At 49.1% G+C, this 18841-nt stretch carries 13 protein-coding genes; 7 read left to right on the top strand and 6 right to left on the bottom strand.

Translation table 11 applies throughout. The annotated features are described in order from the left end of the window. Window positions 1–756: 756 nt before the first annotated feature. The 5 genes from CIK88_RS01210 (at window position 757) to CIK88_RS01190 (ending at window position 10476) form a co-directional block, all read left to right on the top strand. Window positions 757–2817, top strand: coding sequence for a M13 family metallopeptidase (locus tag CIK88_RS01210; protein WP_094391569.1), 2061 nt, complete (start codon window positions 757–759; stop codon window positions 2815–2817). Window positions 2818–3483: 666 nt separating this feature from the next. Then, the gene (gene miaB, locus CIK88_RS01205) at window positions 3484–4809 is read left to right on the top strand and encodes a tRNA (N6-isopentenyl adenosine(37)-C2)-methylthiotransferase MiaB (RefSeq protein ID WP_094434039.1); all 1326 of its coding nucleotides are present in this window, start codon (window positions 3484–3486) and stop codon (window positions 4807–4809) included. Then, window positions 4806–6638 carry an ABC transporter ATP-binding protein gene (locus CIK88_RS01200; protein ID WP_094391571.1) on the top strand — a complete coding sequence of 611 codons (1833 nt, stop codon included), beginning with the start codon at window positions 4806–4808 and terminating at the stop codon, window positions 6636–6638. Before miaB ends, CIK88_RS01200 begins: the two co-directional genes overlap by 4 nt. A gap of 64 nt (window positions 6639–6702) precedes the next feature. Beyond that, on the top strand, window positions 6703–8520 hold the full coding sequence (locus tag CIK88_RS01195) for an LTA synthase family protein (RefSeq protein WP_094434038.1): 1818 nt from the start codon (window positions 6703–6705) through the stop codon (window positions 8518–8520). A gap of 15 nt (window positions 8521–8535) precedes the next feature. Further along, on the top strand, window positions 8536–10476 hold the full coding sequence (locus tag CIK88_RS01190) for an LTA synthase family protein (RefSeq protein WP_094434037.1): 1941 nt from the start codon (window positions 8536–8538) through the stop codon (window positions 10474–10476). Window positions 10477–10532: 56 nt separating this feature from the next. Here the strand turns inward: CIK88_RS01190 and CIK88_RS01185 are convergent, their stop codons facing one another. From CIK88_RS01185 to CIK88_RS01175, 3 genes are all read right to left on the bottom strand, one after another. Next, a complete protein-coding gene (locus tag CIK88_RS01185; protein WP_094434036.1) occupies window positions 10533–11465 on the bottom strand; it encodes a lysophospholipid acyltransferase family protein in 933 nt (310 codons plus the stop codon). Then, complete coding sequence (locus CIK88_RS01180) at window positions 11462–13231, bottom strand: phosphoethanolamine transferase (RefSeq protein WP_094434035.1); 1770 nt, start codon at window positions 13229–13231, stop codon at window positions 11462–11464. The genes CIK88_RS01185 and CIK88_RS01180 overlap by 4 nt, the downstream gene beginning before the upstream one ends. A 122-nt stretch (window positions 13232–13353) precedes the next feature. Next, complete coding sequence (locus tag CIK88_RS01175) at window positions 13354–14085, bottom strand: glycosyltransferase family 2 protein (protein WP_094434034.1); 732 nt, start codon at window positions 14083–14085, stop codon at window positions 13354–13356. A 424-nt stretch (window positions 14086–14509) separates the two neighbouring features. On the opposite strand from CIK88_RS01175, the gene CIK88_RS01170 reads away from it, so the two are divergent. Further along, a complete protein-coding gene (locus CIK88_RS01170) occupies window positions 14510–15655 on the top strand; it encodes a glycosyltransferase family 1 protein (RefSeq protein ID WP_094434033.1) in 1146 nt (381 codons plus the stop codon). A gap of 81 nt (window positions 15656–15736) precedes the next feature. Here CIK88_RS01170 and CIK88_RS01165 read toward each other — a convergent pair whose 3' ends face one another. Both CIK88_RS01165 and rbfA read right to left on the bottom strand, forming a co-directional pair. Next, on the bottom strand, window positions 15737–16966 hold the full coding sequence (locus CIK88_RS01165; protein ID WP_094389874.1) for an FtsX-like permease family protein: 1230 nt from the start codon (window positions 16964–16966) through the stop codon (window positions 15737–15739). An 8-nt stretch (window positions 16967–16974) separates the two neighbouring features. Then, a complete protein-coding gene (gene rbfA, locus CIK88_RS01160; protein ID WP_094389873.1) occupies window positions 16975–17310 on the bottom strand; it encodes a 30S ribosome-binding factor RbfA in 336 nt (111 codons plus the stop codon). Window positions 17311–17662: 352 nt separating this feature from the next. Here rbfA and CIK88_RS01155 point away from each other — a divergent pair, with 352 nt between their 5' ends. Continuing rightward, window positions 17663–17905: a hypothetical protein gene (locus tag CIK88_RS01155; protein WP_094434032.1), complete on the top strand. Its 243-nt coding sequence runs from the start codon at window positions 17663–17665 to the stop codon at window positions 17903–17905. 101 nt (window positions 17906–18006) lie between these two features. Here the strand turns inward: CIK88_RS01155 and murI are convergent, their stop codons facing one another. Next, window positions 18007–18840 carry a glutamate racemase gene (murI, locus tag CIK88_RS01150; RefSeq protein WP_094434031.1) on the bottom strand — a complete coding sequence of 278 codons (834 nt, stop codon included), beginning with the start codon at window positions 18838–18840 and terminating at the stop codon, window positions 18007–18009. Window position 18841 lies beyond the last annotated feature (1 nt).

The raw sequence follows: 18841 nt of genomic DNA, 5'->3' as shown, positions 1-18841 counted from the left end.
CAGTTGGCTTAATTTTCTGCATCAAAATGTTTGCAAAACTCGTCTATAATACAAAATAATTCTGTAACTTTGCAATCGGTAGTCATATTAAATATTTTTGTAACTATTTGATTTTCACCTATAAAGGTACAAAATATTTATGAGACTACCAGCTTTTTTATAAACTATTTCTTATCCCGAACTGGGGTAAAACATAAATAGCCATTCACCCATGTGGAGGGATGATGAATCATGTCTTGTCGCATAATTGACTTTATGACATAATCTTATCCCGAATTCAGGTTTAGAGTAATTTGAAATTCCAAAAAGCATTCAAGGATGGTGTAGTGTTGGGCAATGAGACATCGGGGTGGCATGCTAAGTATGGCAGGTGGGGTGTGTATGCTTCTCGCGTACGCACATGTGTATATGCGCACATGCGCAAGTTGCGTATTTTTCGACCACTCGACCACCATTCTTTGTAACATGTTGTGCGATAACGGTTTGCTGGTGCTTGATAGGTATATCTATCGACCACCCATCGACCACCGACCGACCACCGAATGTGGTGGTCACGCATTTGTCACGTCAAATGGTTTGGTAATTCGATAACTTAATTGTACCTTTGCAGCTGCGCTGTCTAAGGTAGGCTGCACCTCGGAAAATCAAAAGAAAAGGTGTTTTCTTTTGTTTTTCTCTCGGTTTGCACTACCTTTGCACCACCAACCGATATAGAATCGGAATATCGACGCTAACAATTCATAAAAACAAAAGTATATGAAGTCAACAACAATTCTTAGTGCCTGTTGCACAGTAATGATGCTGGCAGGCAACATGGGCGCTGAAAAGGCATTTGCTCAACAGCCAACCAAGGTGCATGGCTATGCCAAAGAGAACATGAACACGGCAGTGAAGCCCGGTGACAACTTTGTGGAATATGCCACTGGTGCCTGGCTGAAAAACCATCCGTTGCGCGACGACCAAGTGACCAACGGTGCCTTCATGGACCTCTACGAGCAGAACCAGAAGCAGATTCAGGAGCTCATCTTGCAGTTTTCTACCACACCACAGCAGAAAGGTTCGTTGGGTCAGAAGATAGGAACGCTCTACAATCAGATGATGGATTCGGTGCGCCGCAATAAGGAAGGCTTCCAACCCATCGTGAAAAACCTGGAGAGAATCCGTGCCATCAAGGACCGTAAGGAATATCAGCGCGTGACAGCCGAACTGGATCGTCGTGGCGAATCGACCATGATGTATGGCATCGGTGTGTCAGCCGACCAGCGTCAAGCCGACCGCAATATCGTGGGCATAGGTCAGGGAGGACTCGGTTTGGGCACTCGCGACTACTATCTGAACGATGATGCTCAGACGCAAGCTGTGCGCAAAGCCTATATGGACTATAATACTAAATTGTTCACACTCGTGGGCTATGACGAGGCAACAGCCAAGCAGAAAGCCGATGCGGTATATGCCATAGAGAAGCGTATTGCCGAGAAGAGCTATTCCAGAGTGCAGCTGCGCGACATCAATGCCAACTATCACAAGATGTCGTTTGACGAACTCTGCGAGCAGTTCCCCGGTATCGACTGGACCACCGTATTCTGGGTATCAGGATTCCCAGCCTTCGACAGCGTGGATATGGGTCAGCCCGAACCCCTTCACGAGGTGGAGAAAGTATTGGCAGAGACATCGATCGACGATCTGAAGAGCTATGCCGAACTGCGCATCATCAGCGGTTCAGCCTCTTATATGAGCGATGACTTCCGAAAGGCTGCCTTTGCATTCTCAAGTGTGTTGAGCGGTCAGCAGCAGGACGATCCCCTTTGGAAGCGTGCCACCAATCTGGTGAATGGAGTGATGGGCAACGCCATTGGTAAGATGTACTGCGAGAAATACTTCCCCGAATCCAGCAAGAAGCGCGTGCTCGAACTGGTGCGCAATCTGCAAGTGGCACTCGGTCAGCGCATCAACGAAGCCACATGGATGAGTGCTGAGACCAAGGCCCAGGCTCAGGACAAACTGTCTAACTTCATTGTGAAGATAGGTTATCCCGACAAATGGAAAGACTATAGCAAGTTGGACATCAGCGATTCGCTCTCACTCTGCGAGAACCTTGCCAACATCTCTGAGTTCTTCACGATAGACGAACTGCAGCGTAAAGTGAACAAACCCGTTGACAAGACCGAGTGGCTGATGACCCCACAGACCATCAATGCCTACTACAATCCTACCACCAACGAGATCTGTTTCCCTGCCGGTATCCTTCAGGCTCCCTTCTTTGATCCTACAGCCGACGATGCCATCAACTACGGTGCCATCGGTGTGGTGATCGGTCATGAGATGAGTCACGGTTTCGACGATCAGGGATGCCAGTTTGACAAGACCGGCAACCAGCGCAACTGGTGGACTGCTGCCGATAAGGCTAACTTCGATAAGCGTACCGCAGTGCTCGTAGATCACTTCTCTACCATCGAGGTGGTGAACGGCAAGAAGGTGAACGGCAAGATGACTCTTGGTGAGAACATCGGCGACAACGGTGGTTTGAACATCGCGCTGCGTGCCTACCACAACGCTCAGAAGGAGGGCCATGTGATTTCGTCAGACCAGAAAGACTTCACTGCCGATCAGCTCTTCTTCCTCGGTTATGCTCGCATCTGGGCAAGCAACAACCGTGAGCAGTATATGGATATGCTCCTGACACAGGATGTTCACTCGCCCAATATGGCTCGCGTGAACGGTGCGCTGCCCCATATCGATGCTTGGTATCAGGCTTTCGGTGTGAAGAAGGGCAATCGCCTCTTCCTTCCTAAGAAGAAGCGTGCACAGGTGTGGTAACATCGCTGTTGCCCCTGTGGAGCGTCAGCTATCATGGGTGTAAACCTTGCATAGCGCTGTTGTGCATGCTGGGTTTACACCCTTTCTGTATCGTGTAGCGGTGGTGTGAACGGCAGATGGCTGAGCAAATTCATTGAGATTGGTTTGCAAATTCATTGAATTTGGTTTGCAATTTCAATGAATTTGGTTCGCAATTTCATTGAATTTGGTTTTGTATGGATGGGTTTTGTAATGCTTATGTCATGCGCATTGCATTGGTTTTTATGATCATCGGAATATAAAAGGTCACATGGAAATCAATCATCGGAATTTAGACGGAATTTAGACGGAATTTAAACGGATGTTTTGGGGGTAGCCTACGGCTAGAAATCTTTGGAGGAAATCTTTGATAAGATATGGCCTATGGCCAGAAATAATAATCTTCAACGAAAATCCCAACTGAAAATGCGCTCGAATACCTCGCTTTTGGGGAGAATTTTATTGGGGATTGCCTACGTTCGGAAAATCAAAAGAAAAGGTATTTCCTTTTGCATTCCGCTCACTTAATCGTAACTTTGAAGCTACGCTTCCAAGTTAGGCTGCACCTCGGGAATACAAAAGAAAAACGAGTTTTCCTTTTGTATTCCGCTCGGTTTGCACTAACTTTGTACCCTAAATACGAAAAAGATGAAGAAACTTTATATTGAAACCTACGGATGTCAGATGAATGTAGCTGATTCGGAGGTAGTGGCCAGCGTGATGCAAATGGCCGGATACGAACACACTGAAAACCTCGATGAGGCTGATGCAGTGTTTCTGAACACCTGTTCGATACGCGATAACGCCGAACAGAAAATATATCACCGACTCGATGCACTCGATGCCATCAAGCGCAAACGACCACTGATCATCGGCGTGATAGGGTGTATGGCAGAACGCGTGAAGGACGATCTGATAGAAAACCACCATTGCGATCTCGTGGCAGGACCAGACGCTTACCTCACACTGCCCGACCTCATAGCACAAGCGGAAAACGGACATAAAGCCATCAACATAGAACTATCTACCACAGAGACCTATCGCGACATCGTGCCACAACGACTGCATGGCGCACATATCGGAGGATTTGTCAGCATCATGAGAGGATGCAACAACTTCTGCCACTATTGCATCGTGCCCTATACACGCGGACGCGAACGGTCACGCGACGTGGAAAGCATACTCCGCGAAGTGAGAGACCTGAACGACAGAGGCTTCAAAGAGGTGACTCTGCTGGGACAAAACGTCAATAGCTACGGACTGTCGCCATCGGGAAAACGCGAGCCAGGCAGCACATCGTTCGCACAGTTGCTCCATCTCGTAGCGCAGGAGGTGCCCGATATGCGCGTGCGCTTCACCACATCCAATCCGGAAGATATGACAGAGGATATCCTACATGCCATAGCCGAAGAGCCCAATCTCTGTAAACACATCCACTTCCCGGCACAAAGCGGTAGCAACAAGATACTGAAACTGATGAACCGCAAATACACCCGCGAGCAGTATTTAGAGCGTGTGGAAGCCATACGCCGCATCATTCCCGGTTGCGGACTGACCACAGACATCTTCGTGGGCTACCACGACGAGACTCCCGAAGACCATGAGGAAACGCTCTCGCTCGTGCGTGAATGTCAGTTTGACTCTGCCTTCATGTTCAAATACAGTGAACGCCCAGGCACCTATGCTGCCAAACACCTGCCCGACAATGTGCCGGAAGAGGTGAAAATAGAACGACTGAACGAACTGATTCGCCTGCAAACAGAGGTCAGCGCCGCACAAAACCGCAAAGACGAGGGCAAGGAGTTTGACGTGTTGATAGAGTCGTTCAGTAAGCGTTCGCGCGAACAACTCATGGGGCGCACAGAACAAAACAAGGCGGTGGTGATGGATAAGAAAGGACATCACATCGGCGAAACCGTACGCGTGCGCATCACAGGAAGTACCAGTGCAACATTATTCGGCGAGATACTATGAGAGAATTTATCAATGTGTTGAGGCGCTTCGTGCCTCCCTATAAGAAGTATCTGGTGTTGTCGGTGGTGTTCAACATCCTCTCGGCAGTACTCAACATCTTCTCGTTTGCCGCACTCATACCTATCCTGCAAATCATATTCAAGACCGGCGACGGTAAGGCTGCCACCGGTTGGATGGCATGGGACTGGGGCAATGCGCAAGAAGTATTGATGAACAATCTCAACTACTACGTCAACACCCTGTTGGCAGAACATGGACAGACCACCACACTGCTCTTCATCGGACTGTTTCTGGCTTTTACCACCATGCTCAAAACGGGCGCCTACTTCCTCTCATCGGCTACCATCGTGCCCATCCGCACGGGGGTGGTGCGCGATATTCGCAACCAGCTCTATCGGAAAATCACGGCGTTGCCCCTCGGATTCTTCAGCGAGGAACGCAAAGGCGATATCATTGCCCGCATGAGTGGCGACGTGCAAGAGATAGAATCGAGCATCATGTCGAGTCTTGACATGCTTTTCAAAAACCCCGTACTCATCGTGGCATACTTCACCACACTCGTCTTTATATCATGGCAACTCACCGTGTTTACCCTCGTCATCGTGCCCGTTATGGGATGGTTCATGGGATTTGTGGGCCGTAAGCTCAAAGCCAAATCGATCAAGGCACAATCGCTATGGAGCGACACGATGAGCGTGGTAGAGGAAACCCTCGGCGGTCTGCGCATCATCAAAGCATTCTGTGCCGAGGAAAAGATGCGACAGAAGTTTGACCGCATCAATACAGGCTACCGCAATGATATCATGCACGTGAACATTCGCCAACAGCTGGCACACCCCATGAGCGAGTTTCTGGGCACTGTGATGATCGTCATCGTGTTGTGGTTTGGCGGTGTATTGGTGCTCAACTACCACGCCCTGTCGGGTCCGACATTCATCTACTACATGGTCATCCTCTACTCCATCATCAATCCGCTGAAGGAGTTTTCAAAGGCTGGCTATAACATTCCGAAAGGATTGGCATCGATGGAACGTGTGGATAAGATACTCATGGCTGACGACAGCATCAAGGAGTCAGACCATCCGCAGCATATCCAGCAGTTTGAACATCAGATTGAACTGCGCAATGTGTCGTTCCGTTATGGCGACCAGTGGGTGTTGCGACATATCAACCTCACCATTCCAAAGGGAAAAACCATTGCCTTGGTGGGACAGAGCGGTAGCGGTAAATCGACATTGGTCGATCTCATTCCCCGCTATTACGACGTGCAAGAGGGCGAAGTGCTTATCGATGGCATCAATGTGAAAGACCTCGGCATACAGGATTTGCGACAGTTGATCGGTAATGTAAACCAAGAGGCGATACTCTTCAACGACTCGTTCCGCAACAATATCGCCTTCGGTGTGGAGACTGCCACCGATGAACAGGTGGCGGAAGCCGCACGCATAGCCAATGCCTACGACTTCATCATGCAGAGCGAACAACAGTTTGATACCAATATCGGCGACCGTGGCGGACGCCTGTCGGGCGGTCAGCGTCAGCGTGTCAGCATTGCACGTGCGATATTGAAAAATCCTCCAATACTCATACTCGACGAAGCCACATCGGCACTCGATACCGAGAGTGAGCGCTTGGTACAGGATGCACTGGAGCGACTGATGAAGCAGCGCACCACCATAGCCATTGCCCACCGGCTCAGTACTATACGCAATGCCGACGAGATATGTGTGCTCCATGAGGGACATATCGTAGAGCGTGGCACCCACGAGTCACTCCTGGCGATGGATGGATTCTATAAACGACTCAACGATATGCAGAACTTAGGATAAGCCACTGTGGTGGCATCCGACAGGAAAACAACATCAACACGATCAACAAACAAGGGTAACAACGATGAAAGGTATCATAGGAAGATTCCAACTCATGCTGGGCGACTATATCAAGATGATAGGCATCTTTATAGCCGCGAAGGTCTGTTTCATGCTCGCACTGCGCAGCAACCATCCGTTTGAAGGGGCTGACGTCTGGCAAGTGGTGAAGCACGGACTGTCGCTCGACCTCTCTACGGCACTCTATCTGACGATTGTGCCCTTCTTGGTGATGGCGGTATCGGTGTGGTGGAAGCGCACGGAGGTGTTGCGCAAAGTTCTCAACGGCTATTATGCCGTAGTGGCTTTCATCCTCGCCTTGGCATTTGTGGCTGATACGAGCCTTTATCCGTTCTGGGGATTCAAGCTCGATGCCTCCTGTTTACAGTTTCTTTCCACTCCAGGTGACGCTTTTGCCAGTGTCAGCATAGGTTATATCGTGTGGAGAGTGGTGATCATAGCAGTGGTGACAACGGTGATTGCCGTGCTGATGATGCGTCACAGATGGCATTTCAAAGTGACTTGCCGCCGCTGGATAGCCATGCTGCTGATGGTGGCAACGGTGCCGTTGATGGTCATCGGTATTCGTGGCGGATTGGATGAATCGACCACCAATATCGGACAGGTGTATTTCTCGCAGAACCAATTCCTCAATCACGCAGCGGTCAACCCGGTGTTTAGTTTTCTGGCATCGATGGAAAGAACTGCCAGCGACCAGACAGACTACCACTATATGGACGATGAAACATGTGAGAAACTGACTGCACAACTCTTTCCCACAACGAGTACAGACACAGATTCGCTACTCACCACGCAGCGTCCTGACATCATCGTCATCTTGCTGGAAAGTGCGGGAGGCGAGTTTACTGATATCGGTGGACGTACCGACATCATGCCGAATCTCTGCCGACTGACGCGCGAAGGCATCTATTTCGACAACTGTTACGCCAATTCGTGGCGCACCGACAGAGGAACGCTATGCACTTGGAGCGGCTATCCATCGTTTCCTACCACCTCTGTGATGAAGATGCCGGCTAAGTCGAGAAGTCTCCCCAACATGGCAGCAACGCTTGCCCGACAGGGTTACAATACCCACTATCTATACGGTGGCGACATCAATTTCACGAATATGAGAAGTTATCTCGTGGGCGGAGGATTCAGTCAACTGACGTGGAAAGCTGACTATAGCCAGGAAGAACAACAGTCGGCGGAGTGGGGCGTACGCGATGATATCACGTTTGAAACGTTGAGGCAACTGACAGATACCATGGCGAGACCCTATCTCATCGGGTATAGCACCCTCAGCAGTCATGAGCCATGGGATGTGCCTGTGCATCGTTTCGATGACAAAGTGCTCAATGCGTTCTATTATCTCGACCAGTGTATCGGTCAGTTCATTGCCCAGTTGAAGCAATCGCCACGCTGGAAGAACACCTTGGTGGTGATGCTGCCCGACCATGGCATCAACTATAAAGACATTGACGAAACGCATCAGGTGAGAAACCACATACCCATGCTATGGGTGGGAGGAGCAGTCAAAACACCTAAGCGCATCAGTAAGCTATGCAACCAAACAGACTTGGCTGCCACACTGTTGGCACAGTTGGGCATCGACCATGCTGACTTTGGCTTCAGCCGCGATGTGCTGAGCAACTCCTATAGCTATCCCTTTGCCTATCATACCTATAATAATGGATTCTCACTGGTGGATTCTACGGGATATGTGGTCTATGATCTGAACTCAGAAAAGGTGATTGCCGGCAACTCAACAGATAAGGAACGACTCGTCAGGATGGGTAAGGCGCTGTTGCAAAAAACATCGGCGGACCTGAAAAAACGATAAACGAAAGGACTGAAAATGAAACAACTGAAATACATAGCACCGTTGGTGGCGGTGGCATACAATATGATTTTGGCATACGCTGTCTATATGTTGGCGCGTGTGGCATACTTGCTCGACAACTGGACACACTTTGCTGAGAACATGACATTCAGCCATTTTCTCAGTCTGTGCAGGGGCGGACTGGTGTTCGACACCGCTGCACTCTTGGTGACCAACGGCTTGTGGATGGTGCTCATGCTATTGCCGCTATGGTTGAAGGAACGTTTCTGGTATCACCGCATGTGTCGCATCTTGTTTGTAACCATCAACGGTTTGGCTCTGGTGGCCAATCTGTGCGATGCTGCCTACTTCCCCTTTACCATGCGACGCACTACCACAACGGTGTTTAGCGAGTTTCAGAACGAAGGAAACCTCGGTGGCATTGTCATGAAAGAACTGCTCCACCACTGGTATTTCGTGGTGCTCGCAGTGGTTGTCATCTATGGATTGTGGCGCTTATACCGTTCGCCAAGAATGGAAGCCAAGTGGCTGTCGCCCTGGCGCTACGCTGTGGCAATGGTGTTGTCGCTGGCGGTAGTCACTCCATTGGCTATCGGTGGCATACGTGGAGGATTCACAAAGGCTGTGAGACCCATCACTGTGAGCAATGCCAATCAATATGCTGAGCGGCCCAGCGAGGCAGCACTGGTGCTCAATACGCCGTTCTCACTCTATCGTACGATAGGCAAATCGGTCTTTGTGGTGCCCACCTATTATCATAATGAGGCAACCATGGCAGCTATCTATACACCGGTGCATGCTGCTGCAGAAGGTCCGATGAAGAAGAAAAACGTGGTGGTACTCATCGTGGAGAGCTTCGGCAGGGAGTATATCGGTGCGCTCAACCGCGATTTGGAACAGGGAACATACAAGGGATATACGCCCTGTGTGGATTCATTGATAGGTCGGAGCGTCACGTTTAAATACAGTTTCTGCAACGGCAGAAAGAGCATTGACGGCATGCCCAGCGTACTTTCCAGTATTCCAATGTTTGTAGAACCATTCTTCCTCACACCATCAGCCATGAACGATGTGGGCGGTTTGGCATCTATGTTGGCAGGGGAAGGCTACCAAACAGCATTCTTCCATGGCGCACAGCGCGGATCTATGGGCTTTCAGGCATTTGCCACGAAGACCGGATTCCAACACTATTACGGCAGAGAAGACTTCAATCAGGACAAACGCTTCGGCAGTGATGAAGATTTCGACGGTACATGGGCTATATGGGATGAACCTTTTATGCAGTATTATGCTACGAAGATGGGAGAAATGAAACAACCGTTCATGACAGCACTGTTTACTGCATCGAGCCATCATCCCTTTGTCATTCCCGAAAAATATAAGCAGCGCTTCCCCGAAGAACAGCTCGTCATCCATAAATGTATTCGCTATACGGATATGGCGATAGGCAAATTCTTCCAAACGGCATCGCGCCAACCATGGTTTAAAAACACTATTTTTGTGTTGACGAGCGATCATACCAATCTCAGTAACCATCCCGAATTTCAGTCAGACCTCGGTGGTTTCTGTTCGCCCATCATCATCTATGCACCCGATGGCAGTTTGACACCGGCGATAGAAGACAAGGTGGCGCAGCAAATAGATATACTGCCAACAGTCATGGGACTGTTGAATTACCCCAAACCCTACTGTGCCTTTGGCATCGATGTGTTGCAGACAGCAGGCAAAGACACATGGGCAGTGAACTATCTCAACGGCATCTATCAGTATGTCAAATACGGTTATGTGTTGCAGTTTGACGGTCAGAAGACCAAAGCCATCTATCGGTTGGATGACAGACTGATGCAGCGAAATCTGAAAGGTCGTGTTGATGTGGAGCAAAAAATGGTGCGCGAGCTCAAAGCCATCATACAGCAGTACATGGAACGAATGACGCAAAACAGGCTGAAACTCTAAGCAGAAGGAGAAGATGAATAGCGATTGAAAACTATTCAGAAGTGCCTTTGGGGTATCTATTCGCGTCGTCGAATCACCTTGCCATCCACTGTTTCATAAAAACGGTTGAACTTTTCGCGTGTACGCTTCCATCGGTTGTGACTCCAAAGCCATAATTCAGGGCGCTTACGAATAGTATCTTCCAACAGTTGGAAATAACGGTCGGTAATGGCATATTCAGGCATTTTGTCCGGTTCGCGCGTCACGAGTTTGAATTCTACTTCATAATATCCACGCTTGACACGGCTCACTTCCATATAAAACACCGCATGGTTCATGCTGCGGGCAATACGCTCTGTGCCGGTAAGTACGGGTGTGTCGTGGTGAAGGAAATTGCACCAGTGGTGGATATTCTGCCACATCGGCACCTGATCGGATATGTAGCCGATCACAACGGGTTGTCCTTCTTTGCGGTATCTCACCATTTCGCGCAGTGTATTATTCATGGCAATACACTTTGCACCGAATCTTTGGCGCATGCGAAGAAACAGTTTATCGAAGTCTTTATTCTCCAATGGATGGTAAATCTGTCCACAATGTGCCTTGGGCGTAACCCACAAAGGCAGTGAAGTAATCCACTCCCAGTTGCAATAGTGACCCAGATAGATCGCACACGACTGTCCGCTTTCCACCACCTCGTTGATGCGTTCAGCGCTTTTGAACACCATTCGGCGTTTTATTTCTGCCTCGCTCATGGTCAACAGTTTGATACTTTCCACCATATAGTCGCAGAAGAAGTGGTAAAAGCCGCGTTCCACATCTTGGTGTTCCTCGGCGGTCATCTCAGGAAAAGCAGTGACAATATTGGTCCAGACGGTGCGGCGACGGTAGCCCACGATACGGTAGAGCACCAGATACAATACGTCTGACAGAACATAAAGTACGCGGAGTGGCAACAGCGAAATGATGTACCACAGGGTAAAGACGATGTAATAGAGGATTTTTTTCATATCTGTGAGGATTTGTCGTCTGCAATTCTTGCCTTCCCCTCATAGGTCAGCAGGTCGTCACGGGTGTATTTATATTGTTTGCTGGCTAATGATGACGTCTCGTCGAAATGGTTGGATTCCACATCAAAGATACCGCACATCAGTTCATAGACTAAGTCGTTGGTGAAATATCTGTTGCTATTGGCTTTGAGTGCCTCTACGCGTTCGGGATGACAAGACAGGTATTCGTCGGAGAGATGAATGAAGAGCGGGATGCGCGTGGCGCCGAATCCAGAGAAATTGGGCGATCGATGGCGGTCGGGAACAGTAGCGTGATCGCTGAAATAGACCATGGCCTGGAGGTTCAGGTGTGTCTTGGCATACTCATAGAACTGCTCTAAAACGCTGTCAGTATAGCGAATGGAGTTTTCAAAGTTTGCTATGTTGTCCTGTACTCCACGTTCGCCCCATACGGTACGGTCTGCCGGATAGCGGTTGAGGAAATTGAAATGGCTGCCTTTCAGATGCAGCACGAGGAGGTTGTTGACATTGGGATCGAGTTCTTCGAGAAATGCTGTCATGCTTTCATCGTATTGCACCTTTCCCAAATCCTGCTTCGTCCATTTCGCTACATCGGCGGTGTTTGCCACCAAAGTGATAGGTGTATCGTTGGCACCAAGGTGTCCTTGGTTGCTATACCAGTGTACTCTGTATCCTAACCGGTGTGCAATATCGATGATAGAACAGGAGTCGTAGAATTGGCGTCCGTTGTATTGGTTGTATTCGGTAAGGGCTTTTTCCAGCGACTGCACGGTGTGCATGGCGCAACTGTAGGCATTTGGAAACAGAATGGTACGCCTGTTGTCCTCCGCCATGCGGCGCATCCATGGCGTCGTGTCGTGTTCCATGGGTGTAAAGGCACTCATATAGTCACGAGATGCAGACTCTCCAATCACCATCATGATGGTTGACGGACGTTGGAAAGCCTTTCCTAAGGGTTTGACGTGAAGGTCCTTCAACCGTCGCTCCATTTCGCTGACATACCGATGGTCGTTGGCTGCATACTCTCGGATATCTAACCAGAGGCGAACAATGCCGGAGCGGACGAACATGCCGCGGTGGGGTTTGAAGATATACCAAGCGAAAAAGAGGGCAACGGCAACAAGCAGTGCAATCTTCCACGGCGTTTCTGGTACTGTTGTGTTGTGGTTTCCGACGATGAATCCAGCAAGCAGTGCCACGATGGCCATCAGTAGCAGCACCACTTTCCATAAGGGATAGGAACGTGAAAACTCAATGATTTCGTTGGGATGCGAGTCTTGTACGATCTTCATGCCATTGGCATCGATACATGTTCCATAGAGCATATAATAGACCCACAAGGATATACTGATCAACAGGAGCATCCATTCAGCAATGGCGGCAATCACTCCGCCCCCTAAAAGACCGATGGCGGCGAAGAGGCCGAAGAAGTATATGCCACATGAAATCTCACCATAGTTTTCGTAGTCGGGTGATATTTTGCGGTTGGTGAGGTGGAATATCAGCGGATAAGTTATTGCCCATACAGCTCCCGACAGTGCAGCAAGTGCAAGAGGCATGTTGGGTTGTGCTCCGACGATGGCGATGGGAAGCCATACCAATATGGTGGCAGCAGCAAAGCGGCGGGTCTGTTGCCCGCGTGCGCTATGGCTCATGCCCTTGTTACATCCATAATAGATGGCACAACTGGCGGCAAATGTCAGCAATAGTCCGATGGCTATTGTCCAAAATTGTATAGTTACCATAGTACAAAGGTAGTGCAAACCGAGCGAAATACAAAGAAAAACCTCGTTTTTCTTTTATTTCCGAGGTGCCGCCTACCTAAGCGACGTGGTCGTAAGGGAGTGATGGCGAGACAATACAGCCTTTATTTTCCTTTCAAGCGACACATGATGTAGGGCACTGCCAAGCGTGCAACAAACTTGATGCGCTGTGGGAAAGGAATGGTTTCGCATACCACTTTGATGTTGTCGAACAGTCCTGACGATCGCTTACTGTTAGATACACCGGTGGTGTCGAAGATGGCTATCGGCATATTGATATACTGGAAGCGAGCCCCCTGTTGATACTGTTGGATGAAAAACTTATAGTCTGCTGACAGTCTGTGGTGTATGTCGAATGGAATATCGACAAGACATTGTCGTCTGACAAACACACATTGATGGCAAAAGAGCATGCGGTGGTAGAGCCGGTAGTGCGCTGGTGCAGTCTTGACATGGTTGTCTTTAACCACATCACCATAGACAATGTCCGCTGCATCCCATTTGTTGGAGAAAACTTGATGGAGCACATCATCTGTAGCAAAGGTGTCGCCAGCATTCATGAATATCACCCATTGTCCCGAACACCTGCTCACGCCTTTGTTCATGGCGTCGTAGATTCCCTTATCGGGTTCGCTACTCCATTGTGTCACCGTTCCCTGGTCAGCATAGTGCTGTATGATGGCTAAGCTATTGTCGGTAGATTTACCGTCAACCACGATAGTTTCTTTGTTGCCGTATTGTTGTTTTTGTATGCTGTCGAGGGTTTTTTCCAGCATAGCTCCAGCATTGTATGTAACGGTGATAATACTTACCTTTGGAATATTAAGTTCTGTCATGCGTGTTATTTTCGTACAAAGGTAGTGCAAACCGAGAGGAATACAAAGAAAAACCCCGTTTTTCTTTTATTCCCGAGGTGCCGCCTACCTAAGAAATAGGATTTCAAAGGTAGTGCAAACCGAGAGGAATACAAAGAAAAACCAAATAAAGTTGTGCATTTTCTTTGGTTTTTCGCTCGCTTAATCGTACTTGTGAGGCTTTGCCTCTAAAGTACTCACGCTCGGAAATGAAAATAAAAGCACGCTTTTATTTTGCATTTCTCTCACTTAATCGTACCTTTGAGGCTTTGCCTCTAAAGTACTCACGCTCGGGAATGCAAAAGAAAAACGAGTTTTCCTTTTGCATTCCGCTCACTTAATCGTACCTTTGCAAAAAGAAGGCGGAAGAGTCATATAAAAACTATTCGACATCAGAAACAGGCACATGAACGACAAACTCATCATAGGATTGGATGCCAAACGCATCGTGAGAAACGGAACAGGACTGGGTAGCTATGGGCGGACGCTCGTCAACGACTTGGCGGAACGTCCATTGCAACTGCGCCTTTATGCTCCTGACGCAGGACGCGACGACCTCCGGCAACAGGTGATGGACCATGACAATGTGCAACTCTGCTTGCCCAAACGACCGTTGCCATTGGTGGGAAAGGCATTATGGCGAAGCCGTGGCATGGTGGCTGACCTACAACGTGACGGAGTGCAGCTGTTTCACGGTCTGTCGGGTGAACTGCCCATCGGTATTCGTCGCCGTGGTATTCCTACTGTCGTCACCATCCACGACCTGATCTTTATGCGCCATCCAGAGTTCTATCACTGGGCTGACGTGCAGATTTACAAGTGGAAATTCCGTCAGACAATCCGTGAAGCCGACCATATTATTGCCATTAGCGAATGTACAAAACGCGATATTATGGAGCTTGGAGACGTCGATGAGTGGCGCATCTCACTCATATATCAGAGTGCAGCCCATCGTTTTGCAGCCGAAGTCACAGCCGACGAGCGTCAGCGGGTGTGTCAGAAGTACGGCCTGCCGAAGCGCATCATACTGAATGTAGGATCGATAGAAGCACGAAAAAACATGTTGTTGGCGGTCAAGGCACTGCCTTACCTGCCCGAAGACGTGGGACTTGTGATGGTGGGACGCCATACACCATATACCGATACCATCGTCAAGTATGCTGAAACGCACCAACTGACCCACCGCCTGCATATCCTGCATGGTGTTCCTGATGAAGATTTGCCTGCCCTCTATGCTGTTGCTGAGGCTTTTGTATATCCGTCAGTATATGAGGGCTTCGGTATTCCTATCATCGAAGCCATCCGTCAGGGACTGCCTGTGGTGGCATGTTCCGGTTCGTGTTTGGAGGAAGCCGGAGGTCCAGACTGCCGTTATGTGGCGCCCGGCGATGTGCAGGGCATGGCAGATGCACTCCGAAAGTCGCTTGTGGGCGATACAGAACGCGATGCGCGGATCATAGGCAGTCAACAGTATATACGTCGTTTCGAGGGTAATACGGTGGCGAGTCAGGTTTATGACCTCTATCAAGAACTGTTGCGGAAACGCCCCTAAATGTTTCTTTCGGCGGTTCTCCCTTGTCTTTTAGTGTTCTGAACGCCCCTTTGTGGCATCCTTATCGTTTATCGGAACATATCAGTTGAGTAGCCGTTTGGCAAAATAATGTACGGGATACCACACGCTGATAAAGCCTACAGCGAGGACAGTGAAGAACACTACGACGATATCCCACGGGTGGACGCTGACAGGATAGGCATCGACCACAAACGAACCTTCGGTAGATCCTAAGCCTATCAAGCCGAACTGCTGCTGCAACAGGCATAGCAACAAGCCGATAGCAATGCCTATCACGGCACCAATGGCGGAAATCATGCGACCTTCGAAGAGGAAGATACGGATGATTTGGCGGTCGCTGGCACCCAGATTGCGTAGGGTCACCACGTCGTTGCGCTTGTCGATCATCAGCATAGAGAGGCTGCCGATGATGTTGAAACAGGCTATGACGAGGATAAAGGTGAGGAAGATATATGCCATGAGCTTCTCTACTTTCATGATGCGGAAGGTGTCTTCCTGCTGCTCATAGCGGTCGCGCACCACAAAACGGGTGCCTGCCATCTCTTGTACCTTGGCTTTCACATGCTCGAAATTGCTACCGGGTTTCAGTCGGAGTTCCAACGATGTGAGTTCTCCGTCGCGGTCAAAAAGGTTGCGGGTGAACTGTATAGCGGTGATAATATACCGCTTGTCGTACTTGCCTTGCTTGATGCTGAAGAGTACGCCCGGTGAATACAACTCGTCTTCCACGAATCCGTCTTGCAGATTAGCCATGTTGATCTGACCTTCGCGCCGTGGCGCATAGATCTTCAGCGGTTCGCGGTAGGTATAACCGATGCCGAGCTGATAGGCTACGCCCAGTCCCAAGATGCCATAGTTCATATCGGCAGCATGGAGTGCATAGTCGCCGTCACCTTCCAAAATCTGGCGGATATGGGTCAGCTTGTCGTAGTTGTCATCCACACCTTTTATCGTCACCATCTGCTGGCGGTCGCCATAGACAGCCAATGCCTGGTCTTCAAGCACATCAGTGGCAACAGCTACCTCGTCCAACTGGCGTATGCGCATCAGCGTAGAATCGTTGCTGGCGGCAGTCTTGCCCTTGGCAGGTGTGATTTTCAACTGTGGGTCGAGCTGCGTGAAAAATGATGCCACCATGTCGTGGAAGCCGTTGAACACGCTCAACGTCACCACTAACGCCATAGACGCCACGGCAACACCTACCACCGAAATGCCGCTGATGACATTGATGGCATTGGTAGATTTCTTGGAGAAAAGGTATCTCCGTGCAATGTAGAATGGGAAATTCACAGTGACACTTATTGCTTAAGCAGCTCGTCGATGCGGTCTATGTAATCGAGTGAATCGTCGATGAAGAATCTTAATTCAGGGATGATGCGCAGTTGATGGCGCACGCGGGTACCCAATTCATAGCGTATCTGTGCGCTGGTCTTGTTGATGTTCTCCATAATTTCTTCTCCACGCTCGCTGGGGAAAATGCTCAAATGGGCGGTGCAGATGCTGAGGTCGGGACTCACGCGCACTTGTGTGACGCTGACCATAACACCATGCATGCTGCGTGTCTGTTGTTGGAATATCACGCTAAGTTCCTTTTGAAGCAGTCGTGCAATTTTGTTTTGTCTTGTTTCTTGCATATATATCTATTGATTCCTTTATTTTTGCAAAGTTACACTTTTCCTATCAAAACATCAAGGAAAACGCACACTTTTTCATCCTATCGCTGTCTGATAACTGGATTGCAACGTGCTTCTACCCTTCATGGACAACAGCAAGTCAGAGTGTGGCAACTATGGTTGGGTAGGGTGGGCAACCGCTTTGTGAATGGTATGGAAGGTCTCTGTGACTGCGTATAAACAGCTGTTTGTCAGCAGAAAACGTTATTTCCGTTTGTAAATTCAATGAATTTGCTTTGCAATTTCAATGAATTTGCTGAGTAAACTCAATGAATTTGCTGACCAAACTCATTGAATTTCCTTTTATACGTATATGATTTCAGCATGCTGTGGCTATGCTCTTGATGTGGTACGGATATTCCTTTGGATAGCAAATCAATTTGTTTTCCTTGGCAAATCAATTTGTTTTCCTTGGCAAATCAATTTGATTTCCTCAGCAAATCAATTTACTTTGCTGAGAAAAGTGATGTTAATTGCGGTGCAAAGTGTTGAACGCGAGATTGATACATGGCGTTTGTGTGATGTCTGGCAAATGGCTGTTCAGCTGGCAGATTAGTGAGGTATTGCCTTTTGTCGGCAATCAGCATCTGGAAGGATGACTTTTGCGGGATGAGGCATGATAGGAGATTGCAGCGTCTGATCATGCCTCTGGGCTGTTTATCCCAGTGAGATATTCTCCACCTCAACGGGTTCGTGGAGAAACAGTTGAGCCGACTCTTTGAAGCGATCGGGGTTCTCGGTAGTGAGATAATGCACATGTCCGCCTTTTGTGCAACGCTGTTCCATGTCGGGATGGCGATCAAAATACTGGCGGAGCGACTCTGCCACATATTCCCCCTGTGATACGATACGCACGCCACGGGGTATGAATTTATTGATTTTAGGCAGCAGCAAAGGGTAGTGGGTGCAACCTAAAATAATGGTGTCAATCTGGGCATCGAGGCGCAACAACTGATCGACACGCTTCTTCACAAAATAGTCGGCACCGGGAGAATCGGCTTCGTTGTATTCTACCAAAGGAACCCAGAAGGGACATGCCACACCCGAAACCTTGATGTCGGGGAATAATTTGTGGATTTCCAAGTTGTAGCTCTCGCTTTTAATCGTTCCTTCGGTGGCAAAGATACCCACGTGGCGAGTCTTGGTCAGTGTTCCCACCACTTCGGCAGTGGGACGGATGATGCCCAAGACACGGCGGTTGGGATCTATCAGCGGCAGGTCTTTCTGCTGAATGGTGCGCAGGGCTTTGGCTGAAGCGGTGTTGCAACCGAGGATGACCAAATGGCAACCACGCTCGAAAAGACTGATGACAGCCTGGCGGGTAAACTCATATACCACGTCAAACGAACGTGTGCCGTAAGGCGCACGGGCATTGTCGCCCAGATAGAGAAAGTCGTACTGGGGAAGCAACTGGCGGATTCCATGCAGAATGGTTAGTCCGCCATAGCCGCTGTCAAAGATGCCTATAGGGCCTGGATTACTGGGCAACATC

Origin of the sequence: Prevotella sp. P5-50, from assembly GCF_002251295.1 — a bacterium.
Taxonomy (GTDB): Bacteria; Bacteroidota; Bacteroidia; order Bacteroidales; family Bacteroidaceae; genus Prevotella.
Note: the sequence above shows the minus strand (reverse complement) of the source record. Positions and strands in the feature narration are given on the sequence as shown.